Genomic DNA, 18,232 nt, shown 5'->3' on the forward strand with positions numbered 1-18,232 from the left:
GGTCGGACATCGACATGTACCAGCACATCAACCACGCGACGATGGTGACCATCCTCGAGGAGGCCCGGATCCCGTTCCTGCGTGAGCCGTTCGGCGACGACATCACCACGATCGGGCTGCTGATCGCCGAGGTGAACATCCTCTACAAGAGCCAGTTGCGGCTGGTCGACTCTCCGCTGCAGGTCACCATGTGGTCCAAACGGGTACGGGCCGTGGACTTCACGGTGGGCTACGAGGTCCGCTCGGTCGGGGCCGCGCTCGGCTCGAAGCCTGCGGTGATCGCCGATACCCAACTTGCCGCTGTGCACATCGAAGAGCAACGCCTGCAGCGACTTTCGGGCAAGCAGCGAGAGTATCTGCAGCGCTGGATGCGATGAGCGGCGCCGAACGGGGGGTGTGGCTGGACCCGGAGTTCCTGGCCGCTCACCGCAGCGACCTGTCCACGTTCGCCGAACGTGCCCACCGCATGGACGACATGGCGGTGGTGCGGCTACGGGAGCGCGCCGACGGGATGACCGTGGCCTGGGTGGCAACGGGTTTCGATGTGCTGGCCAGCCGGGTGGTGGGCGGCCGGGTGCGGCCCGGCGACCTGTGTGCCGCCGCCGACGGCTTGCTGTCCGGGCTGGCGACGATGGGCCGCGACGGCTACGTCGACCCCGGATTCTCGATGGACTCGGCCTGGCGTGGGGCGCTGCCACCCGACACCGGGTTCACCCACCTCGACGATGTGCCGGCCCGGGTGATGCTCGACCTGGCTCGGCGCGGCACCGTGCTGGCCAAGGAGCACGCCGGTGCGCACGGCCCCCCGGCGTCGCTGCTGGATCAGGAGGTGATCGGGGTCTCCGCCGGCGGGGACAGTGTCGGCATCCCCATGCGCTGTGTGTTCGCTTTGACCGCAATGGGATTCCTGTCCCAGGCGCAGGACCCGGATCGGTTCGACCCGGAGTCCGTCAGTGCCGACGAGGTGGTCCGGGTGCGGGCGATGCCGGCGTGGCTGCGTATCGATGCGCGGTTCGGTTCGGTCTACCGCAGGCGTGGGGACCCCGCGCTGGTGCTGCGCTGAGCGCGCTCAGAACGGTGAGTTGACCATCGACTGGGCCGCCATCTCGAGGTAGGCGATCAGCTCCCGGCGGTGGGCGTCGTCGAGCGTCTGTGGGTCGACCTCGGCGACCGCGGTGTGCATGCACCGCAGCCACGCGTCGCGTTCGAGGAACCCGATCCGGAACGGTGCGTGACGCATCCGCAGCCGAGGGTGGCCGCGCTGATCGGAGTAGGTGCGCGGCCCGCCCCAGTACTGTTCGAGGAACATCCGCAGCCGTTCCTCGGCGCCCTCGAGGTCGTCGTCGGGATAGAGCGGCCGCAGGATCTCGTCCTCGCGGACCTGCTCGTAGAACCGAGACACGATCCGGCGGAACGTCGCGTGGCCACCCACCGCCTCGTAGAACGACTGCGGGGTGTCGGCGGGCTCGGTCTGCGCTTCCATCGTCACCCATTGTGGGCCATCGGCCGGGCAGGTCCCACCGGTGGTGGCTCAGGACTTGCGTTTGACCAGCTTGGCCAGGTCGTCGCGGTCGGCCACCCCGAGCTTGAAACAGGCGCGGTACACGTGGCCCTCCACGGTGCGTACCGACAGCACGAGCTGCTCGGCGATCTCGCGGTTGCTCAGTCCGGCCGCCACCAACTCGGCGATCTCGCGCTCGCGCGGGGTCAGGGGCAGCGGGCGGGCCGCGGCCTTGATCGCCGGTGTGATGGCGCCGCCGCAGGCCTCGGCCAGGCGCAACGCGGTGGCCCCCGAGTCGTTGGTCCCGCGCCGGTCGCCGGCCGCGTCGTGCACGGCGGCCGCCGCCGCGGCGGCGTCGGCGGCCGACAGCAACAGCCCGGCGGACTCGAACTCGGCACTCAGCCCGTCGAGGGCGGCGGCATCGGCGGCGGCGACCGCCGCCCCGTGCCGAGCCAGCAGACCGACCACGCTGCCGTGGACCAGGCCGGTGAGTTCGGCCAGCCGCCCGGCGGTGGTCCGGTCGCCGAACCTGGTGGCGTGGTGCAGCGCCTCGGCCTCGATCGCATACTGCCCGGACCGGCATGCGACGTCGGCCGCCGCCCGGGCCAGCTCGGCGGCGCGGCGCTCCATCCCCTTGGCGGCGGCGTTCCAGGACTGGGAGATCAGCCGCTGCGGCTCGTGCAGCGCCATCGACGGTCCGGAGTGTTCGGCGGCGTCGGCGAGCACCCGGTCGGCCTCGCCGGTCCGGCCCAGCGCGGCGTAGGCGCGGGCCAGCAGCAGCCGGCCGGGCAGCTGCCACGGCAGCGAGGTCTCCGCCGCCAGCGCCGCCAGCGCCTGCTCGATGGACGACACCACCTCGGGGAAGTTGCCGCGGGCGGTCGCGACCACCCCGGCCATGATCTTGGCGATGGCCCAGGCCAGGAACTGCCCGACCGATGAGAAGTGCGCGTAGTCGAGGGCCCGCCGGTCGGCCAGATCGAGCTGGCCGGTCTGGGTCAACGCGAGCACGTCGCAGTAGCGGATCATCACCCGGATCATGCCGTCGGTGGTCTTCTGCTCCGCCCGGCATCGGGCGGCGATGGGTTCGAACTCGTCGCCCCGACCCGCGACCGGCATGGCCAGGCCCGCGGCGAAGGCCGCGAACTCGACGGCCTGCTTGGGTGCCTCCGGTTCGGCGAGAACCGTCAGTGCGGCCGAGATGCCCTCCTCGATCCGGTTCTCGTGTACGGCGATCGCCGCTGCGGTCGCGTCCACGATGAGCCGCAGCGCCGGATGCTGGACCTCGCTGCGCACCAGGTCGAGCACCTCGTGCGCGCGTTTGACGTCGCCCATCGACCAGAACAGCGTCGACACCCGCGGCACGCCCCACTGCACCAGCTGCAGCTCGTCCAGGTCGCCGGGGGAGAACCGGGCCAGGATGGCGTCGGCGGCCGCGGGCTTGCCCTGCCACAACAGCGCACGCGACAGCAGCGCCGCCGACTGCAGCGTGCCGGTCCGGTCGAAGGCCGCCCGCGCCAGGCGTTCCCCGAGCGGGAGATTCGACAGGAAGATCGCGTCGGTGGCCGCGGCGATCAGCAGCCTGTTGTCGAGGCTCTGGTCGCTGTCGATCGACAGCTGCGCCATCCGGATCCGGCTGCTGGCCGAGTCCAGCTCGCGACGGTTGAGGATCTGCACCAGCTGGCCTTTGAGGCGGCGCTCGGCGGCCCGCCCGACCTTGCCCCGCACCACGTCGCCGACCAGCGGATGGCTGAACCTCGCGTTGAGGAACGCGCCGTCCTGCTGGAACCGGATCAGGCCGCGCGACTCGGCCTCGTCGACCACCTCGTCGCCGGCGAGTTCGGTCAGCGCGTCGATGTCGAGCGGTTCGGACAGCGCCAGCAGCTTGAGTGCGTTGAGCACGTCCGGGCCGGCCTGCTCCAGGCGGGTCTCCAGCAGCGCGGCGAGCCCGGACGGCACCGCGGTCGGCCCGCGCAGCTGCCATACGTCGTCGACCCGGCGCAGGGTGCCCGCGTCGATCGAGCCCTCCACCAGGTGCCGCAGGAAAAGCGGGTTGCCACCCGAGGATTCCCACATCAGATCCGCCGAGAGCCCCTCGAGCCGACCACCGATCACCGATTCGACGAGTTTGATGCTCTGCGCCTTGGTGAACGGTTGCAGCTCGATGCGGCGCAGGTAACCGTCCTTCCACAGCGACGTCACCGCGTCGGGTACCGGCTCTCCGGTGCGCACCGTCGCCAGAATGCGGCCGGCCTGGTCGACGGCGATCTGGTGCAGCAGGGTGGCCGACAGTTCGTCGAGTAGGTGGGCATCGTCGACCCCGACAATGCTGTTGCCTTCCGACACAAGGGATTCCCGAGCAGATGCGAGGAGCGAGGTGGCGTCGCGGGAGGTGCTGTGGCCCATCAGGTGGGCGAAGACACCGAGCGGGATGCTGCGTGACGACTCGGTCGAGGCCACCCAGCGCACCTGCGAACGCAGGGATTCGGTGACGGAGCGGGCCAGCGTGGTCTTGCCGACGCCCGCCGCACCCACCAGCACCACCCCGAACGAGTCGGCACCCGTCAGCGCCGATCGCACTGCGCCGAATTCGGCGGGGCGATCCAGCAGGTGCCACCCGGGGGCCATAGCCGAGGAGTGTAGTTCGCCGAACCGGTCAATTCGACCCAGATACCGTGCGTGAGCAGCGGACACGGTCATCGGATCTCACCCCGGCATGCTCGTCAGGTCGGTCGGCTCGAAGCGTTCGACGCAGTTGAGTTTGTGCCGGAAGTCGCTGGAAGCCTCGTAGACCCTTAGCTTGAGCCGGTTGATCGAACCGAGCGGAATGTGCTCCTCGATCGCCCGCCACGAGTTGATGGTGAGGACGTCGTCGCCGAAATCCCTTAGCGCATCGCTGTATGCGGTTTGCTGCGGGTAGACGATCGTCGCCACCGGCCGGTAGGGGGACAGGTCCTCCGGCCACTCCTTCGTGGCATCTTCGATCGGCATGTCCGTTGTGTTGGTGCACAATTGGACGGACACCGTGTACTCGGCGGAGTTGCTGGCGAAGAACCCCGTCACGGCGTCGGTGAGCGCTTGGCTGCCGTGTGGGTCGATCGTCGTATTCGCCAGCGCCCGCACCGAATCGGATTTCGGTGTCACGCTCAGCTTTGCCACGAACTGTCCGTACCGGATCGGTGCGGCGGTGTAGAACGGCTGGCCCAGCACGTGCCGGTTGGGGTCGGCGAACACCCGCAGCTTGGGCGGCAACGTCCCGCCCACCGACTCGACCGCCCGGCGCACCGCCCGCAGCAGCCGGTTCAGCGTCATCATTCCCCAGTCCGGGGTGTGGGAGAGGGCCTTGGCGGTCCGCATCCCGCCGTGGGCGTAGTCCTCCGCGTCTTTGAACAGGAACGCGGGCTCGGTGACGAAGACGAAATCCTGGTTCTCCGGGAAGCGCTCCTTGTCGACCCGCTCGCCCTCGACCCCGAGGACCTTGAGCCCGAGACCGCGCACGCCCCTGACCTGATCGGACCGGATGGCGCCGGACGTGCTGGAGATCCGTGCGATCACCTCATAGGTCCGGCCCGGTTCGGCGAACATGCCCTGCCTGAGGGCGGGATCCAGGTCCGGCAGCACGGTCAGCTCGCCGTAGAGGATGCCGTGGCTCTTGGCGTGCGCGTCGCGGATGGCGTGCGGCTTGTCGTGTCGCCAGAGCTTCGGATCGTTCACGCTGCGGGTGTACTGGTGCAGGTTGTTCTTCTCGAGGTCCTGCACCATCTTCTCGATGAGTGCATCCTCGCCTTCGGGTGCCTCGGCGAGATGTGGTCGGTATTCCAGGTAGCCGCTGGTGACGATTCCCCCGTGAGTCATGTGACAAGTGTGAAGCGTCGCCGCTCGGCCGGTACAGGTAGTCGACTACCTGTTTTTCACGCGTGTCGAGTCCGGTCGGCATACCGGTCGGTCTGCTGTCCGCGGTCCGCCGGTGACCGGTGGCGACCAGACCCGGTCACGAGATGTTCATTGGACTGACCAGCGAACACGACCAGAATTGCCGTGCGATCGGGGGGGATTCATGGTGAACTGTCGGTCGGAGGACGTATGGCGCAGCGCAAGAACGGTCGCGGCCACCGGCACCACCGGACCGCGACGGGCTCAACCGGCCCGACCACGAGTACCGCCGCGCGTGCATTGCACAGCGTCCAGGGCGTCGAGACACTGCCCGTCACCGGCCCGGAACCCTCCATCTGGGGCCGCCGCCGGGTGCTGCTGCTCAACTCGACCTACGAGCCCCTCACCGCGCTGCCGATGCGGCGCGCGGTGATCATGCTGATGTGCGGCAAGGCGGACGTCGTGCACGACGACCCGATGGGTCCGGTGATCCACTCGGCGAGCCGGGCGATCGTGGTGCCCTCGGTGATCCGGCTGCGGACCTACGTCCGGGTGCCCTACCGGGCCAGGATCCCGATGACCCGCGCGGCGCTGATGCATCGCGACCGGTTCCGCTGCGCATACTGCGGGTCCAAGGCCGACACCGTCGACCACGTCGTCCCGCGCAGCCGCGGCGGGGACCACTCGTGGGAGAACTGCGTGGCGGCCTGCTCGCCGTGCAACCACCGCAAGGCCGACCACCTGCTCACTGAGCTGGGCTGGGCGCTGCACACCACACCGCTTCCGCCGAAGGGCCAGCACTGGCGGCTGCTGTCGAGTGTGAAGGAACTCGATCCGGCCTGGGTCAGATATCTGGGTGAGGGCGCGGCCTGAGCGCTGTGTGGTTTAGGGTTCTCGCGTGAGCACTACTGCGATGTTGCACGCGAGCTTCGTGCTGATTCCGCTGGCTCTGGCGGCGATCCTGTCTCTGTTCATCTTCACCAAGAAGGGGCCGCATCCGGCGACGTACGACATGTCGGAGGAGTGGACGCACGATCCGATCCTGTGGGCGGCCGACGAGCCGGCCGATCACGGTCACGGCGGACACGGTTCACACCTGACTGTGGGAGGTGGCGCAAGTGGCAAGTGGTGAGGTTTCGACCATTGCATCCGGCGACCTGGCCGAGCTGCCCTACGGGGCTGCGGTCACGTCCAGCGGACGGATCTCCAAGGTCGCCCCGCCGGGCGTGCTGTCGGTGCACTACCCGTTCCCGACCATGGACCTGGTGGTGCTCGACAACGCGCTGAAGTACGGGTCGCGCGAGGCCGGTGCGCGCTTCGCGGTGTTCATCGGTGATCTCGGTGCCGACACCGCTGCGGGTGCCCGTGAAATCCTGGCCAAGGTGCCCACCCCGGACAATGCCGTGCTGCTGGCGGTGTCCCCGAACCAGAAGGCCATCGAGGTGGTCTACGGGTCGGAGGTCAAGGGCCGCGGAATCGAGGAAGCCGCCCCGTTGGGGGTGTCGGCGGCGGCCGCCTCCTTCAAGGAGGGCAACCTGATCGACGGGCTGATCAGCGCTGTGCGGGTGCTCTCGGCGGGCGTGTCACCGGCCTGATTCCGCGCCGCGATGTCCGCAGGCCCGCGCCGACGAACCTGGATGTGGGTGGGCGGTGCCGCCGTGCTGGTCGCGGTGGTGGTCGTCGCCGCGCTGTGGGTCCGGTCCCATTCCGGGCCGAGCGCCCGGGAGACCGACTGCGTGATCGTCGACGACGCGGCTCGCCAGTGGAACACGACGTCGCAGATCGTCATCGGATTGTTGATCAACGGCGCCGGGCAGCCCGATGCGTACCGCACGGTGGCCGAGCGGCAGGCCGAGGCGGCGGGCAAATTGCGTGACGCGGCCGGCTCCGTGACGGACCCGGTGATCAGGGAGCACCTCGGCGAGTGGGCCGACCAGGCTGATCGCTACGCCGAACTGCACAGGGCGGCGGCCGACCGCGGGCCCGGAAGCCCGGCGCCGCCGGGCGCCGATGTGGAGGTGCAGCAGGTCGGCGCGTCGATCAGCGCCAGCACCGCCGCGCTCGGCGAATTGTGCCCCGACGCACCCACGGGTCCGTGAGGTACTACCCGCCGGCGGCGAGCTCGGCTCGGATCCGCACGTAGCGCTCGAGGAAGCGGCGTTCGTCGAGCCGCTTGCGCCGCAGCCAGCCGGTCACCTCGTCGTTGCACTTGCTGGCGTTGCATGCCGCGCAGGCGGGCACGACGTTGTCGAGCGTGTACCGCCCGCCCCGGGAGATCGCCATCACGCAGTCGCGCTGCAGGACGCCGTCGGCCGAGCCGCAGTAGGCGCAGCCGTTCCACGCCGCCTTGATCGCCGCCCACTGCCGGTCGGTGAGGTCGTTGACGACGCTGTCGACCCGGCGCTTGCGCCGACGCGCGGCCCGGGCCCGGCGGGTGTTCCTGGCCGGCATGGCCGGTGAGTATAGGCACGCTCACCGGCGACGAGCGTGCGCGACCGTGCGACCGGACGCGGCGTGTCGCGTGCAGACCCGCGCGCTCGGCGAAGCTAGCCGGCGTCGAAGGCGCGGGCCCGCAGGGACCGCTCCACGCCGGCGCGGCCCTCCAGCACCAGCCTGCGCAGGGCCGGGGGCACCTCGGGGTCGGACAGGAACCGGTCGGCGGCGTCCAGCGCCGCCTGGCTGATGTCCCAGGACGGGTAGAGCCCGATGACCACGGTCTGGGCCACCTCGCTCGAGCGCCGCGCCCAAACCCCGGGGATCGCGTGGAAATACCGGTCCCGGAACGGCGCGAGCAGCTCGCCCTGCCCGGGCTGGACGAACCCGCCGATGATGGCGCGGGCGGTGATGTTGGCCAGGGTGTCGTCCTCGACGACCTGCTCCCACGCCCCGTCCTTGACCGCGGCCTGCGGGCGTGCCGCCGCCGCTGCCGCGGCGTGCCGCCGCCCGGCCGCCGTGCGATCGGCCGCGGCCTCGGTGTCGATCATCGGCGTCTCGGCGCCGTCGGCGTCGATCACACCGGCGCGGGCCAGCGCGGTGACGACCCGCCAGCGCAGGTCGGTATCGATCACCAGGCCGGCCATGTTCACCGCCGCGGGCTCGTTGTCCAGCAGCGTCGACAGCACCGCGATGTGGTTGGGGGAGAGCACCGACGTGCACAGCGCGTTGACGAACGCCAGCTGGTGATCCGATCCCGGGGCCGCGTCTCGGGCCAGGTCGAGCAGTGCATCGCCGAACGCCGGCCAGCCGTTCTCGGCCGCCCACCCGGGATCGGCGTAGGACCCCAGGGCGGTTTGCGCCTGCAGCAGCAGCCGTTGGGCCACACCGACTTCCGATTCGGCATGCAGGCCGCTCATCACCAGCGCCACGAAGTCACGGGCCCGCAGCTCGGCGTCGCGGGTCATCTCCCAGGCCGCCGACCAGGCCAGCGTGCGGGGCAGCGGGTCGGCGATGTCGCCGATCCGGGTCAGCAGGGTCTGCAACGACTCGGGATCCAGCCGCAGCGAGCAATAGGTCAGGTCGTCGTCGTTGACCATGATCAACTTACCGCGTGAAATACCTTGCAGTGCAGGAACATCGGTGACCGGGCCGTCGACGTCGAGCTCCTCGCGGTGCACCCGGACCAACTTGCCCGTCGCATCGTCGTCGTAGATGCCGACGGCCAGCCGGTGCACCCGGGTCTCGCCGGCACCCGGCTTGGCGCCGCCCTGGTCGATGACGAAACGGGTGAACCTCCCGTCGGCGTCGACATCGAAATCGGCCCGCATGGTGTTCAGCCCGGTGGTCTTGAGCCACTGCCTGCCCCAGCCCGACAGGTCGCGACCCGACGACTTCTCCAACGCGCCCAGCAGATCGCCGAAGGTGGCGTTGCCGAAGGCGTGGTCCCGGAAGTAGTCCCGCAGCCCGGCCAGGAACGCGTCCAGACCGACATAGGCGACCAGCTGCTTGAGCACGCTGGCACCCTTGGCGTAGGTGATGCCGTCGAAGTTCACCTCCACCGCGTGCAGGTCCGGGATGTCGGCGGCCACCGGGTGGGTGGACGGCAGCTGATCCTGCCGGTAGGCCCAGGACTTCTCGACGTTGGCGAACGTCGTCCAGGCCTGGGTGTACTCGGTCGCCTCGGCCTGGCACAGCACCGAGGCGAACGTCGCGAAGGACTCGTTGAGCCACAGGTCGTCCCACCACTGCATGGTGACCAGGTCGCCGAACCACATGTGCGCCATCTCGTGCAGCACCGTCTCGGCGCGCCGCTCATAGGAGTAGCGGGTGACCTTCGACCGGAAGACGTAGTCCTCGAGGAAGGTCACCGCGCCGGCGTTCTCCATCGCGCCCGCGTTGAACTCCGGGACGAACAGCTGGTCGTACTTGCCGAATGCATACGGCGCGCCGAAGTTGGCGTGATAAAAGCCGAAACCCTGCTTGGTCTCGGTGAACAGGCGCTCGGCGTCCATGAACTCGGCCAGCGACTTGCGGCAGAAGATGCCCAGCGGGATGTCGCTGTGGTCGTCGGAGTACGTGTCGTCCCAGCGGGCGTAGGGCCCGGCGATGAGTGCCACCAGGTAGGTGCTCATCCGTGGGGTGGCCGCGAAGATGTGCTTCTTGGCGGGCCCGTCGTCTTCGGCGCTGATCGTGGCGCCGTTGGAGATCACCTCCCAGTGCGCGGGGGCGGTGACGGTGACGTCGAACGCGGCCTTGAGGTCCGGCTGGTCGAAGCAGGCGAACATCCGCTTGGCGTCGGCGGTTTCGAACTGCGAATACAGGTAGACCTCGTCGTCGACGGGGTCGACGAAGCGGTGCAGGCCCTCGCCGGTGTTCGAGTAGCGGCAATCCGCGTCGACGACGACCACGTTGTGGGCGGCGAGGCCGATCAGCGGGATCCCGGTCGACTCGTCATAGCCGGACACGTCGATCGGGACACCGTTGAGCGTCGCGCTGCGGACGGTGTCGGCGGCCAGATCGATGAAGGTGTCGGCTCCGGCGAGGGCGTCGAACTCGACGGTGGTCACCGAACGGAACGTCGGCTCGCCGGGCTTGCCCGCGCCGTCGGTCAGATCCAGCGCGATGCGATAGCTGTCCACCGTGACGAGCGCCGCGCGCTCGGCTGCCTGGTCACGGGTCAGGTTAGGAAGGGCCACGCCCGTCAACATTAGCCTCAACCCGGGAAGAGCCGACGGCCGCGGGCAGTTGTGCCGAATGGACGTCTGCCGTCCCCGGACCACGAAGAGAGGACTGATATGACCGACCTGCCCGGCGACCTGCCCGCGAAATCGCGCGCCGATTTCTGGTTCGACCCGCTGTGCCCGTGGTGCTGGATCACCTCCAGGTGGATCCTCGAGGTCGAGAAGGTGCGCGACATCGAGGCCAACTTCCACGTGATGAGCCTGGCGGTGCTCAACGAGGGCCGGGATCTGCCCGGGGAGTACCTCGAGATGATGACGAAGGCCTGGGGTCCGGTGCGTGTGGCAATCGCCGCCGAGCAGGCCAAGGGTCCCGAGATCCTCGCTCCGCTGTACACCGCGATGGGTACCCGGATCCACAATCAGGGGAACACGGACTTCGATCAGGTGATCAGGGAGTCGCTCGACGAGGTCGGGCTGCCCGCCGAACTCGCCGAGGCGGCCACCTCCACGTTCTACGACCAGGCGCTGCGGGACAGCCACCACGCCGGCATGGATGCGGTCGGAAAGGACGTCGGGACCCCGACGATCCACGTCAACGGCGTGGCCTTCTTCGGCCCGGTGCTGTCCCGGATCCCCCGTGGCGAGCAGGCCGGCGAGCTGTGGGACGCGTCGGTCACGCTCGCGTCCTATCCGCATTTCTGGGAGCTCAAGCGCACCCGCACCGAGCCCCTGAGCTTCGACTGACCGGGGCGCCCCGATCGGCCCTCCGACCGGGCGGGCGCGGGTAGGCTCGCGGCCGGGAGGTGCGGACGTGCGACTGAGGCGGGTTTTGCCGGTGGTGGGCGCCGTGCTGGCGCTGGGCGGTGCGCTGGCCCCGACCGCTGCGGCCCAGCCCGGGGACAACCCCTGCACCGTGGCCGTCAGCTTCCTGTGCCCGTTCATCCCGACCGCGCCCGATCTCGACGGCGACGTGGACCTGACCACGCAGCTGCCCACGGATCCGAACGCGTTGCCGCCGGAGTCCCGCCCGCCGGTGGATCCGTGCGTCAACGGGTGCATCTGACCCGGCCGGCGGTTTCCGCACTGTTGACTGGGGTTGCGGGCGACCCCAGCCCGGCGCGACCATGATCCGCTGACCCTGGCCGAACCCACCGCCGAAGGGACCTACCTCGTGCTGCGCCGCTCCGAGATCGCCGCCGACACGGTATGACCGCACCGCTGGAGATGCTCGAGGTCGCCGTCGAGGAGGCCCGAAAAGGGTTGGCCGAGGGCGGCATCCCGATCGGCGCCGCGCTGTTCTCCGCGGACGGCACGCTGCTGGGCCGCGGCCACAACCGGCGGGTGCAACTCGACGACCCGTCGATCCACGCCGAGACCGACGCGTTCCGCAACGCCGGTCGTCAGCGTGGCTACCGGTCGACGATCATGGTCACCACGCTCTCGCCCTGCTGGTACTGCAGCGGGCTGGTCCGTCAGTTCAAAATCGGTTCGGTGGTGATCGGGGAGAGCCGGACGTTCACCGGCGGCCACGACTGGCTCGCCGAGAACGGAACCGCGGTGACCCTTCTCGACGATCAGCGGTGCGTGACGATGATGCGCGAGTTCATCGCGGCCAATCCCGATCTGTGGGCAGAGGACATCGGCGAGTGAGGTGATGAGTGCGATGGCAACCGCTGATCTTTCGTGGTGGTCACCCCGCTGGCCCCGCCGATCGGCCGGGTCGGCGGCCCGGAGCGGGTGACGTCGGCGGACTTCATCAAGGAACGACTCGACGCGATGACTGTGAGCTGACCGTCGTCGCCGGTGAGCGCGCGCAGAATGCCGCGCGGCGCGGCGTGGCGGCGTGCCGACGCGCGCGTTCGCGGAACCGGGGGAGAAGTAGGGTGGGCGCCATGCGCGTCTACCTCGGGTCCGACCACGCCGGATACGAACTCAAGCAGGTCATCATCGAGCACCTGATCGCCGGCGGGCACGAGCCCGTCGATTGCGGTGCGTTCAGCTACGACGCCGAGGACGACTACCCGGCGTTCTGCATCGCCGCGGCGGAGAGGACCGTCGCCGACCCGGGCAGCCTGGGCATCGTGCTCGGCGGGTCCGGCAACGGCGAACAGATCGCGGCCAACAAGGTCCCCGGCGCGCGCTGCGCGCTGGCGTGGAGCACCGAAACCGCATCACTGGCCCGTGAACACAACAACGCCCAGCTCATCGGCATCGGCGGCCGGATGCACAGCACCGAGGAGGCGCTGGCGATCGTCGACGCATTCCTGGGCACGGCGTGGTCGGAGGCGCCGCGTCACCAGCGGCGCATCGACATCCTCGCCGAGTACGAGAAGACGCACGTCGCTCCGCCCGTTCCCGGCGCCTGATCGGTGCCCGAGGGTCACACACTGCACCGGCTGGCGCGCCGGCACCAACGCCGGTTCGGGCGTGCGCCGGTGCTGGTGTCCAGCCCGCAGGGGCGCTTCGCCGACGGCGCCGCCGCGGTCGACGGCCGGGTGTTCCGCAAGGCCAGCGCCTGGGGTAAGCACCTGTTCCACCACTACGACGGCGGGCACGTCGTGCACGTGCACCTCGGCCTGTACGGCACGTTCACCGAGTGGCCCGTTCCCGACGACGGGGCCGCGCCCGCGCCGGTCGGGCAGGTGCGGATGCGGATGTTGGGTACCGGGGTCGGCACCGACCTGCGTGGCCCGACGGTCTGCGAGGTCATCGCCGAGCCAGAGATCGCCGAGGTGGTCGCCCGGCTCGGACCCGACCCGCTGCGCGCCGACGCCGACCCGGCACTGGCGTGGCGGCGGATCGGCAAGTCGCGCAGGTCTATCGGCGCGCTGCTGATGGACCAGGCGGTGATGGCCGGGGTGGGCAACGTCTACCGCAGCGAGCTGTTGTTCCGGCACCGCATCGACCCGTTCCGGCCTGGCACCGCGATCACCGTCGACGAGTTCGACGCGATGTGGCGCGACCTCGTCGCGCTGATGAACGTCGGGGTGCGTCGGGGCAAGATCGTCGTGGTGGAGCCCGAGCACGATCGCGGTGCGCCGTCGTACCGGCCGGGCAGGCCGCGCACCTACGTCTACCGGCGGGCCGGCGAGCCGTGCCGGGTGTGCAGAACACCTGTCCGGACCACCGAGCTCGAAGGCCGAAACCTGTTCTGGTGCCCGGCCTGTCAGGGCGGCCGGCTGTAGCTCCCGACCGTTGCGTTGAAACTGCACTCAGGGTGGGAAAGTGCGAGTGGCGACCTCCCTGACTGCAGCCTCAACGCGAGGGGCTAGAAGTCGAGGGGCTAGAAGTCGAGGGGCTAGAAGTCGAAGCCGCCGAAGTCGCCGCCGCCGAAGTCGCCGCCACCCCAGTCGCCGCCGCCCCACTCGCCGCCGGAGTCCCAGCCGCCGCCGTCCTGACCCGCGGCCAGGCCGTCGGAGAACCCGTCGCCGTACCCGTTCTCGAACGCCTGCGCGTCGTACCCGACGCCGGCCATCCCGGAGAACATCGTGCTGAACAGCAGGGCCGAACCGACACCCCAGGCGCCGGCCACCAGTGCGGGCTTCCACCACGGCTCGGAGTACCAGCCGGCCGGGACGGGCCTACCCGCCACCCGGCCGCCCGGGTAGTAGTTCGGGGTGCGCTGCGACGGCGTCGGTGATGCTTCGATCTCGCGGCCTTCGAACTCGATGCGGCGATCCTCGGTGACGGTGCCCGCGGTGCGCTGGCCCGACAGCGATTCCAGCTCCGGTCCCGGGTCCATGCCCATCGCCAAACGCGCGGCACGCACGTAGTACAGACCTTCCATCGCGCTTTCCTTGGCCAGCTCGGCCTGGCGCGGTGAGCCGGCCTGGTCGATCTGCGAGGACGCTGCGGTGTAGCGCTCGGAGGCGTCCGCCAGCGCCTGCTTGGCGGCGTCATCGGTGCCGGTCAGCGCGAACACCTGCCCGCCGAGTCGCTCGATCACGCGGCGTGCGTCGGCCTTGGCATCCTCGAGCGAGGCCGCTGTGCGTCGCCCCACCGCCTTGGACGACCCGTACACGGCGACGCCGATTACCGCGACGACCAGCAGGAGCAGAATCAGCAACACGGCTTCCATGGCTTTCAGCGTACCGACAGGAACCACACACCCTGCCGGTCAAACCGGTGCGGCTCCCGCGCCGCTCAGGCCACGTGCGGCTTGATCTCCTCGATCACCCACTGGGCGTGGTCGAGGTAGGCGCCGACATCGGTCACCGGCGGAATCGGAACCGACGTCATCGTCACGCCGAGTTCTGCGAACCGGCCCAGGTGGTCGATGATCTCGGCCGCGCTCATCCCGGGCTGCTGGGTGGGGTCGTCGACGACGACATGCCCCTCGCCGATCAGCGAGGTGCCCAGGGCGTAACAGACCTCGAACGCGCGCCCGTCGAAGGTCGGCTGCGACTTGATGTAGTCGATCTTCGCCGGGATCTCGTCAGGCTGGGTCAGGAACGGAATCCACCCCGAGGCGAACCGCGCGGCGCGCCGCAGGGCGGGGTTCGCGTCGCCGCCGATCCATATCGGCGGGTGCGGCTTCTGGACCGGCTTGGGCCCGAAGGCGAGGTTGTCGAACGCGACGTAGCGCCCCTCGAACCGTGGCGACTCGTTGGTCCACAGCTCGATGATGGCCGCCAGGTACTCGTCGGCCATCCGGCCACGCTCCTGGAATGGGACGCCCAGCGCCTCGAATTCCTCTGCGTCCCAGCCGACCCCGAAGGTGACCATGATGCGCCCACCGCTCATCCAGTCGGCGGTTGCCAGGGCCTTGGCTGTGACGATCGGATGCTGCAGCGGGAGCAGCGTCACACACGAGTTGACCGCGATGGTCGTGGTGGCACCGGCGATGAAGGCCTGCGCGACCGTCGAGTGGAAGTAGTGTGCGCCGGAGAGCTCGACGTGGGTGTGCGGGACGACGAAATGCTCCGGTACTGCCAGCATGTCGTAGCCGAGCTCCTCTGCCCGGCGGGCCACGACCGCCTGGTCCGCTCCGCTGACCGACAGTTCCCATGGCTGAGTGAGAGCCTTCAGCTCCATCGTGTGCGGCATGTTCAACACGAATCTCACGGACCGACCTCCCTGGTGGTGGCGAGCTTTCCGACCTGCTCGGCGGACAGATGTCCGGCCCGGTACATCCATTGCAGCGTGTCGCGGAACGTGTCGGCGCGGTCCCGGAACACGACTCCCAACTCCGCGGTGGTGCGGGCGGTGTCTGCGCCCGGCCAACGGGTGGTGACCTCCATCGCGTCCCTGGTCAGCGGGAAGTCGAAGTCGTGGAAGCGCTTCACCACGTCGCCGATCGTGCCGGCGGCGCGCAGCACCGGACCGGGCACGGGAATCCGCCGTAACCGGAGACCGGTCAGCTCGCAGCACATGTCGTGGAACTCGGGCCACGTCAGCATCTCGGTCGCCGCGGAATACCGGTGTGGCCCGGCGGGCAACTCGAGGAGCGTGGCGTGCAGGGTGGCCAGGTCGCGCACGTCGACACATTGCAGGCCGCTGGACGTCAGCAACCAGCCGCCGCGCATGTACGCGATCAGCCCATTGTTGAGTGCACTAGGGCCGGGGTCGTCGGGGCCGACGATGCCGGCCGGATAGCTGATCCGGATCGGTACGCCCTGCTCCTGGAGGCGACGCACATACCGCTCCGCCGTCGCTTTGGACCGGCTGTAGGCGGTGGCCCCGGGCGCGATGGGCAGCAGCGGGGACAGCGGCGGCCCGCCCGGTGTGAAGAACACCGCGAGGCTGGAGACGTGCACGATGCTGTCCAGCCCGCGCCGGGCGGCGGTGCCGACGACTACCTCGACACCGCGTTGGTTGGTCTCTTCGACGACGCCGGCCGCCGCGCGACGCAGGTCGACCAGTGCCGCGGTGTGCACGACCCCGTCGCACCCGGCCAGCGCCGCATCGACCGCATCGGCATCGGTCATGTCGCCGACGACGATGTCGGTGGGCGAAAAGTTGTGTGCCGAGAAGACCCGATCCACCTTCGCCGGGTCGCGCACCATCAGCCGCACATCGTGACCGCGGGCAGCCAGCGCTACCGCGGTGTGCGAACCGGTGAACCCGGTTCCCCCGGTCACCAGCACCTTCATGTGATGAGCATGGACCCGATCCGGGCGCTGTCCCTAGGTATTCGACTACTTTTTGGGTCACAGCATTCTCGGGCACTGCACACACCTACAGTCACATGCGGCGTCAAGTTCTGGCACCGACTGAATGTCGAGGAGGAGTCCACGTGAGCGACAAGCCGAACATCCTGATCATCTGGGGCGACGACATCGGGCAGAGCAATCTGAGCTGCTACAGCAACGGGGTGATGGGATACCGGACCCCCAATATCGACCGCATCGCCGGCGAAGGGGCACTGTTCACCGACTACTACGGCGAACAGAGCTGCACCGCTGGCCGGGCCGCGTTCATCACCGGCCAGAACCCGTACCGCACCGGCCTGACCAAGGTCGGCATGCCGGGCGCCGAACTCGGTCTGAAGGCCGAGGATCCCACCATCGCGACGGCGCTCAAGGCGCAGGGCTACGCGACCGGGCAGTTCGGCAAGAACCACCTGGGCGATCGTGACGAGCACCTGCCCACCATGCACGGGTTCGACGAGTTCTTCGGCAATCTCTATCACCTCAACGCCGAGGAGGAGCCCGAGCAGCCGGACTACCCGAAAGACCCGGAATTCCACAAGAAGTTCGGACCGCGCGGCGTGCTGCACACCTGGGCCAACGGTGACGGGATGCAGCGTATCGAGGACACCGGACCGCTCACCAAGAAGCGAATGGAGACCTGCGACGACGAGTTCCGTGATGCGGCAGTCGATTTCATCAAGCGCCAAGTCGATGCAGACACGCCGTTCTTCGTCTGGTTCAACACGACACACATGCATTTCCGCACGCACACCAAGCCGGAGAGCCTGGGCCGGTCGGGGCAGTGGCAGTCGCCCTATCACGACACCATGCTCGACCACGACGACACGGTCGGCAGCATGCTGGACCTGCTCGACGAGCTCGGCATCGCGGACAACACCATCGTCATGTACTCCACCGACAACGGACCGCACATGAACAGCTGGCCCGACGCGGGCATGACGCCGTTCCGCAACGAGAAGAACTCCAACTGGGAGGGCGCCTACCGGGTTCCGGCCGTGGTGCGCTGGCCGGGGCACATTCCGGCCGGAACGGTGTTGACCGGAATCGTCAGCCACAACGATTGGTTCGTCACGCTGCTGGCCGCGGTGGGGGATCCCGACATCGCCGACAGGCTCCGTCAGGGAACCGAGTTGGGCGGCACCCTGTACAAGGTGCACCTCGACGGTCACAACCAGCTGCCCTACCTCACCGGCGAAGTCGATGACAGCCCGCGCAAGCACTTCTTCTACTGCAATGACGACGGAGACCTCACCGCGCTTCGGTACGACAACTGGAAGATCGTCTTCCTCGAACAGCGTTGCAGCGGGACCCTGCAGATCTGGGCCGAGCCGTTCGTCGAGCTGCGGGTTCCCAAACTGTTCAACCTGCGGACCGACCCCTATGAGAGGGCCGATCAGACGTCGAATACCTACTACGACTGGGTGCTCGACCACGTCTACCTGTTCGTTCCGGCGCAGGCCTACGTCGGGGAGATGCTGAAGTCACTGGTCGAGTTCCCACAACGTCAGAAGTCGGCCAGCTTCAACATCGCGCAGGTGATGGACAAGTTGAACGACGCCGCCACGCACGGCGCCAGCTGAGCCCCGGTACGC

Annotated in this window: 20 protein-coding genes and 1 pseudogene; 13 read left to right on the forward strand and 8 right to left on the reverse strand. The window is 69.1% G+C overall.

Annotated features, from left to right (window positions below; translation table 11 throughout):
• Positions 1–14: 14 nt before the first annotated feature.
• On the forward strand, positions 15–377 hold the full coding sequence (locus tag JDV09_RS04460) for an acyl-CoA thioesterase (RefSeq protein WP_372452850.1): 363 nt from the start codon (positions 15–17) through the stop codon (positions 375–377).
• The gene (locus JDV09_RS04465) at positions 374–1,063 is read left to right on the forward strand and encodes a DUF8185 domain-containing protein (protein ID WP_372452839.1); all 690 of its coding nucleotides are present in this window, start codon (positions 374–376) and stop codon (positions 1,061–1,063) included. Before JDV09_RS04460 ends, JDV09_RS04465 begins: the two co-directional genes overlap by 4 nt.
• A gap of 6 nt (positions 1,064–1,069) precedes the next feature.
• On the opposite strand, the gene JDV09_RS04470 is transcribed toward JDV09_RS04465, so the two are convergent.
• From JDV09_RS04470 to JDV09_RS04480, 3 genes are all read right to left on the reverse strand, one after another.
• Positions 1,070–1,483 (reverse strand): globin, encoded by a 414-nt coding sequence (locus JDV09_RS04470; RefSeq protein WP_221367916.1) that lies wholly within the window; start codon positions 1,481–1,483, stop codon positions 1,070–1,072.
• 48 nt (positions 1,484–1,531) lie between these two features.
• The gene (locus JDV09_RS04475; RefSeq protein WP_221367917.1) at positions 1,532–4,126 is read right to left on the reverse strand and encodes a helix-turn-helix transcriptional regulator; all 2,595 of its coding nucleotides are present in this window, start codon (positions 4,124–4,126) and stop codon (positions 1,532–1,534) included.
• A gap of 78 nt (positions 4,127–4,204) precedes the next feature.
• A complete protein-coding gene (locus tag JDV09_RS04480) occupies positions 4,205–5,353 on the reverse strand; it encodes a catalase family protein (protein ID WP_221367918.1) in 1,149 nt (382 codons plus the stop codon).
• 228 nt (positions 5,354–5,581) lie between these two features.
• Here JDV09_RS04480 and JDV09_RS04485 point away from each other — a divergent pair, with 228 nt between their 5' ends.
• Genes JDV09_RS04485 through JDV09_RS04500 form a run of 4 tightly spaced genes read left to right on the forward strand, consistent with a single transcriptional unit; the run spans position 5,582 to position 7,470 of the window.
• Positions 5,582–6,244: an HNH endonuclease gene (locus JDV09_RS04485; RefSeq protein ID WP_221367919.1), complete on the forward strand. Its 663-nt coding sequence runs from the start codon at positions 5,582–5,584 to the stop codon at positions 6,242–6,244.
• A 40-nt stretch (positions 6,245–6,284) separates the two neighbouring features.
• On the forward strand, positions 6,285–6,503 hold the full coding sequence (ctaJ, locus tag JDV09_RS04490) for an aa3-type cytochrome oxidase subunit CtaJ (RefSeq protein ID WP_221368214.1): 219 nt from the start codon (positions 6,285–6,287) through the stop codon (positions 6,501–6,503).
• Positions 6,490–6,966: a DUF5130 domain-containing protein gene (locus tag JDV09_RS04495; RefSeq protein WP_221367920.1), complete on the forward strand. Its 477-nt coding sequence runs from the start codon at positions 6,490–6,492 to the stop codon at positions 6,964–6,966. Before ctaJ ends, JDV09_RS04495 begins: the two co-directional genes overlap by 14 nt.
• A gap of 48 nt (positions 6,967–7,014) precedes the next feature.
• Positions 7,015–7,470 (forward strand): hypothetical protein, encoded by a 456-nt coding sequence (locus JDV09_RS04500; RefSeq protein WP_221367921.1) that lies wholly within the window; start codon positions 7,015–7,017, stop codon positions 7,468–7,470.
• A 4-nt stretch (positions 7,471–7,474) separates the two neighbouring features.
• Here the strand turns inward: JDV09_RS04500 and JDV09_RS04505 are convergent, their stop codons facing one another.
• Together JDV09_RS04505 and pepN are read right to left on the reverse strand one after the other, a co-directional pair.
• Positions 7,475–7,822: an HNH endonuclease gene (locus JDV09_RS04505; RefSeq protein WP_221367922.1), complete on the reverse strand. Its 348-nt coding sequence runs from the start codon at positions 7,820–7,822 to the stop codon at positions 7,475–7,477.
• Between the two features lie 95 nt (positions 7,823–7,917).
• On the reverse strand, positions 7,918–10,503 hold the full coding sequence (gene pepN, locus JDV09_RS04510) for an aminopeptidase N (RefSeq protein ID WP_221367923.1): 2,586 nt from the start codon (positions 10,501–10,503) through the stop codon (positions 7,918–7,920).
• Between the two features lie 120 nt (positions 10,504–10,623).
• On the opposite strand from pepN, the gene JDV09_RS04515 reads away from it, so the two are divergent.
• The 6 genes and pseudogenes from JDV09_RS04515 to JDV09_RS04540 all read left to right on the forward strand — a co-directional run bounded on the left by JDV09_RS04515 (position 10,624) and on the right by JDV09_RS04540 (position 13,673).
• A complete protein-coding gene (locus tag JDV09_RS04515; RefSeq protein WP_304619420.1) occupies positions 10,624–11,232 on the forward strand; it encodes a mycothiol-dependent nitroreductase Rv2466c family protein in 609 nt (202 codons plus the stop codon).
• Positions 11,233–11,299: 67 nt separating this feature from the next.
• A complete protein-coding gene (locus JDV09_RS04520) occupies positions 11,300–11,551 on the forward strand; it encodes a fibronectin-binding protein (protein WP_221367925.1) in 252 nt (83 codons plus the stop codon).
• Positions 11,552–11,694: 143 nt separating this feature from the next.
• Positions 11,695–12,138: a nucleoside deaminase gene (locus JDV09_RS04525; protein ID WP_221367926.1), complete on the forward strand. Its 444-nt coding sequence runs from the start codon at positions 11,695–11,697 to the stop codon at positions 12,136–12,138.
• 36 nt (positions 12,139–12,174) lie between these two features.
• Positions 12,175–12,279: pseudogene (locus JDV09_RS04530) on the forward strand (isopenicillin N synthase family dioxygenase); the annotation flags it as partial.
• A gap of 101 nt (positions 12,280–12,380) precedes the next feature.
• Positions 12,381–12,854, forward strand: a complete 474-nt coding sequence (locus JDV09_RS04535) for a ribose-5-phosphate isomerase (protein WP_221367927.1) — start codon at positions 12,381–12,383, stop codon at positions 12,852–12,854.
• Positions 12,855–12,857: 3 nt separating this feature from the next.
• The gene (locus JDV09_RS04540; protein WP_221367928.1) at positions 12,858–13,673 is read left to right on the forward strand and encodes an Fpg/Nei family DNA glycosylase; all 816 of its coding nucleotides are present in this window, start codon (positions 12,858–12,860) and stop codon (positions 13,671–13,673) included.
• 113 nt (positions 13,674–13,786) lie between these two features.
• On the opposite strand, the gene JDV09_RS04545 is transcribed toward JDV09_RS04540, so the two are convergent.
• The 3 genes from JDV09_RS04545 to JDV09_RS04555 all read right to left on the reverse strand — a co-directional run bounded on the left by JDV09_RS04545 (position 13,787) and on the right by JDV09_RS04555 (position 16,580).
• Positions 13,787–14,566, reverse strand: coding sequence for a DUF1542 domain-containing protein (locus JDV09_RS04545; protein ID WP_221367929.1), 780 nt, complete (start codon positions 14,564–14,566; stop codon positions 13,787–13,789).
• A gap of 65 nt (positions 14,567–14,631) precedes the next feature.
• Positions 14,632–15,552 (reverse strand): TIGR03619 family F420-dependent LLM class oxidoreductase, encoded by a 921-nt coding sequence (locus JDV09_RS04550; protein WP_221367930.1) that lies wholly within the window; start codon positions 15,550–15,552, stop codon positions 14,632–14,634.
• Positions 15,549–16,580, reverse strand: coding sequence for an NAD-dependent epimerase/dehydratase family protein (locus JDV09_RS04555; RefSeq protein WP_221367931.1), 1,032 nt, complete (start codon positions 16,578–16,580; stop codon positions 15,549–15,551). Before JDV09_RS04555 ends, JDV09_RS04550 begins: the two co-directional genes overlap by 4 nt.
• Positions 16,581–16,675: 95 nt before the next feature.
• On the opposite strand from JDV09_RS04555, the gene JDV09_RS04560 reads away from it, so the two are divergent.
• Positions 16,676–18,220, forward strand: coding sequence for an arylsulfatase (locus JDV09_RS04560; protein WP_443678023.1), 1,545 nt, complete (start codon positions 16,676–16,678; stop codon positions 18,218–18,220).
• The last annotated feature ends 12 nt before the right edge of the window (positions 18,221–18,232 follow it).

It is taken from the genome of Mycolicibacterium xanthum (genome assembly GCF_019710635.1).
Classification (GTDB): domain Bacteria; phylum Actinomycetota; class Actinomycetes; order Mycobacteriales; family Mycobacteriaceae; genus Mycobacterium; species Mycobacterium xanthum.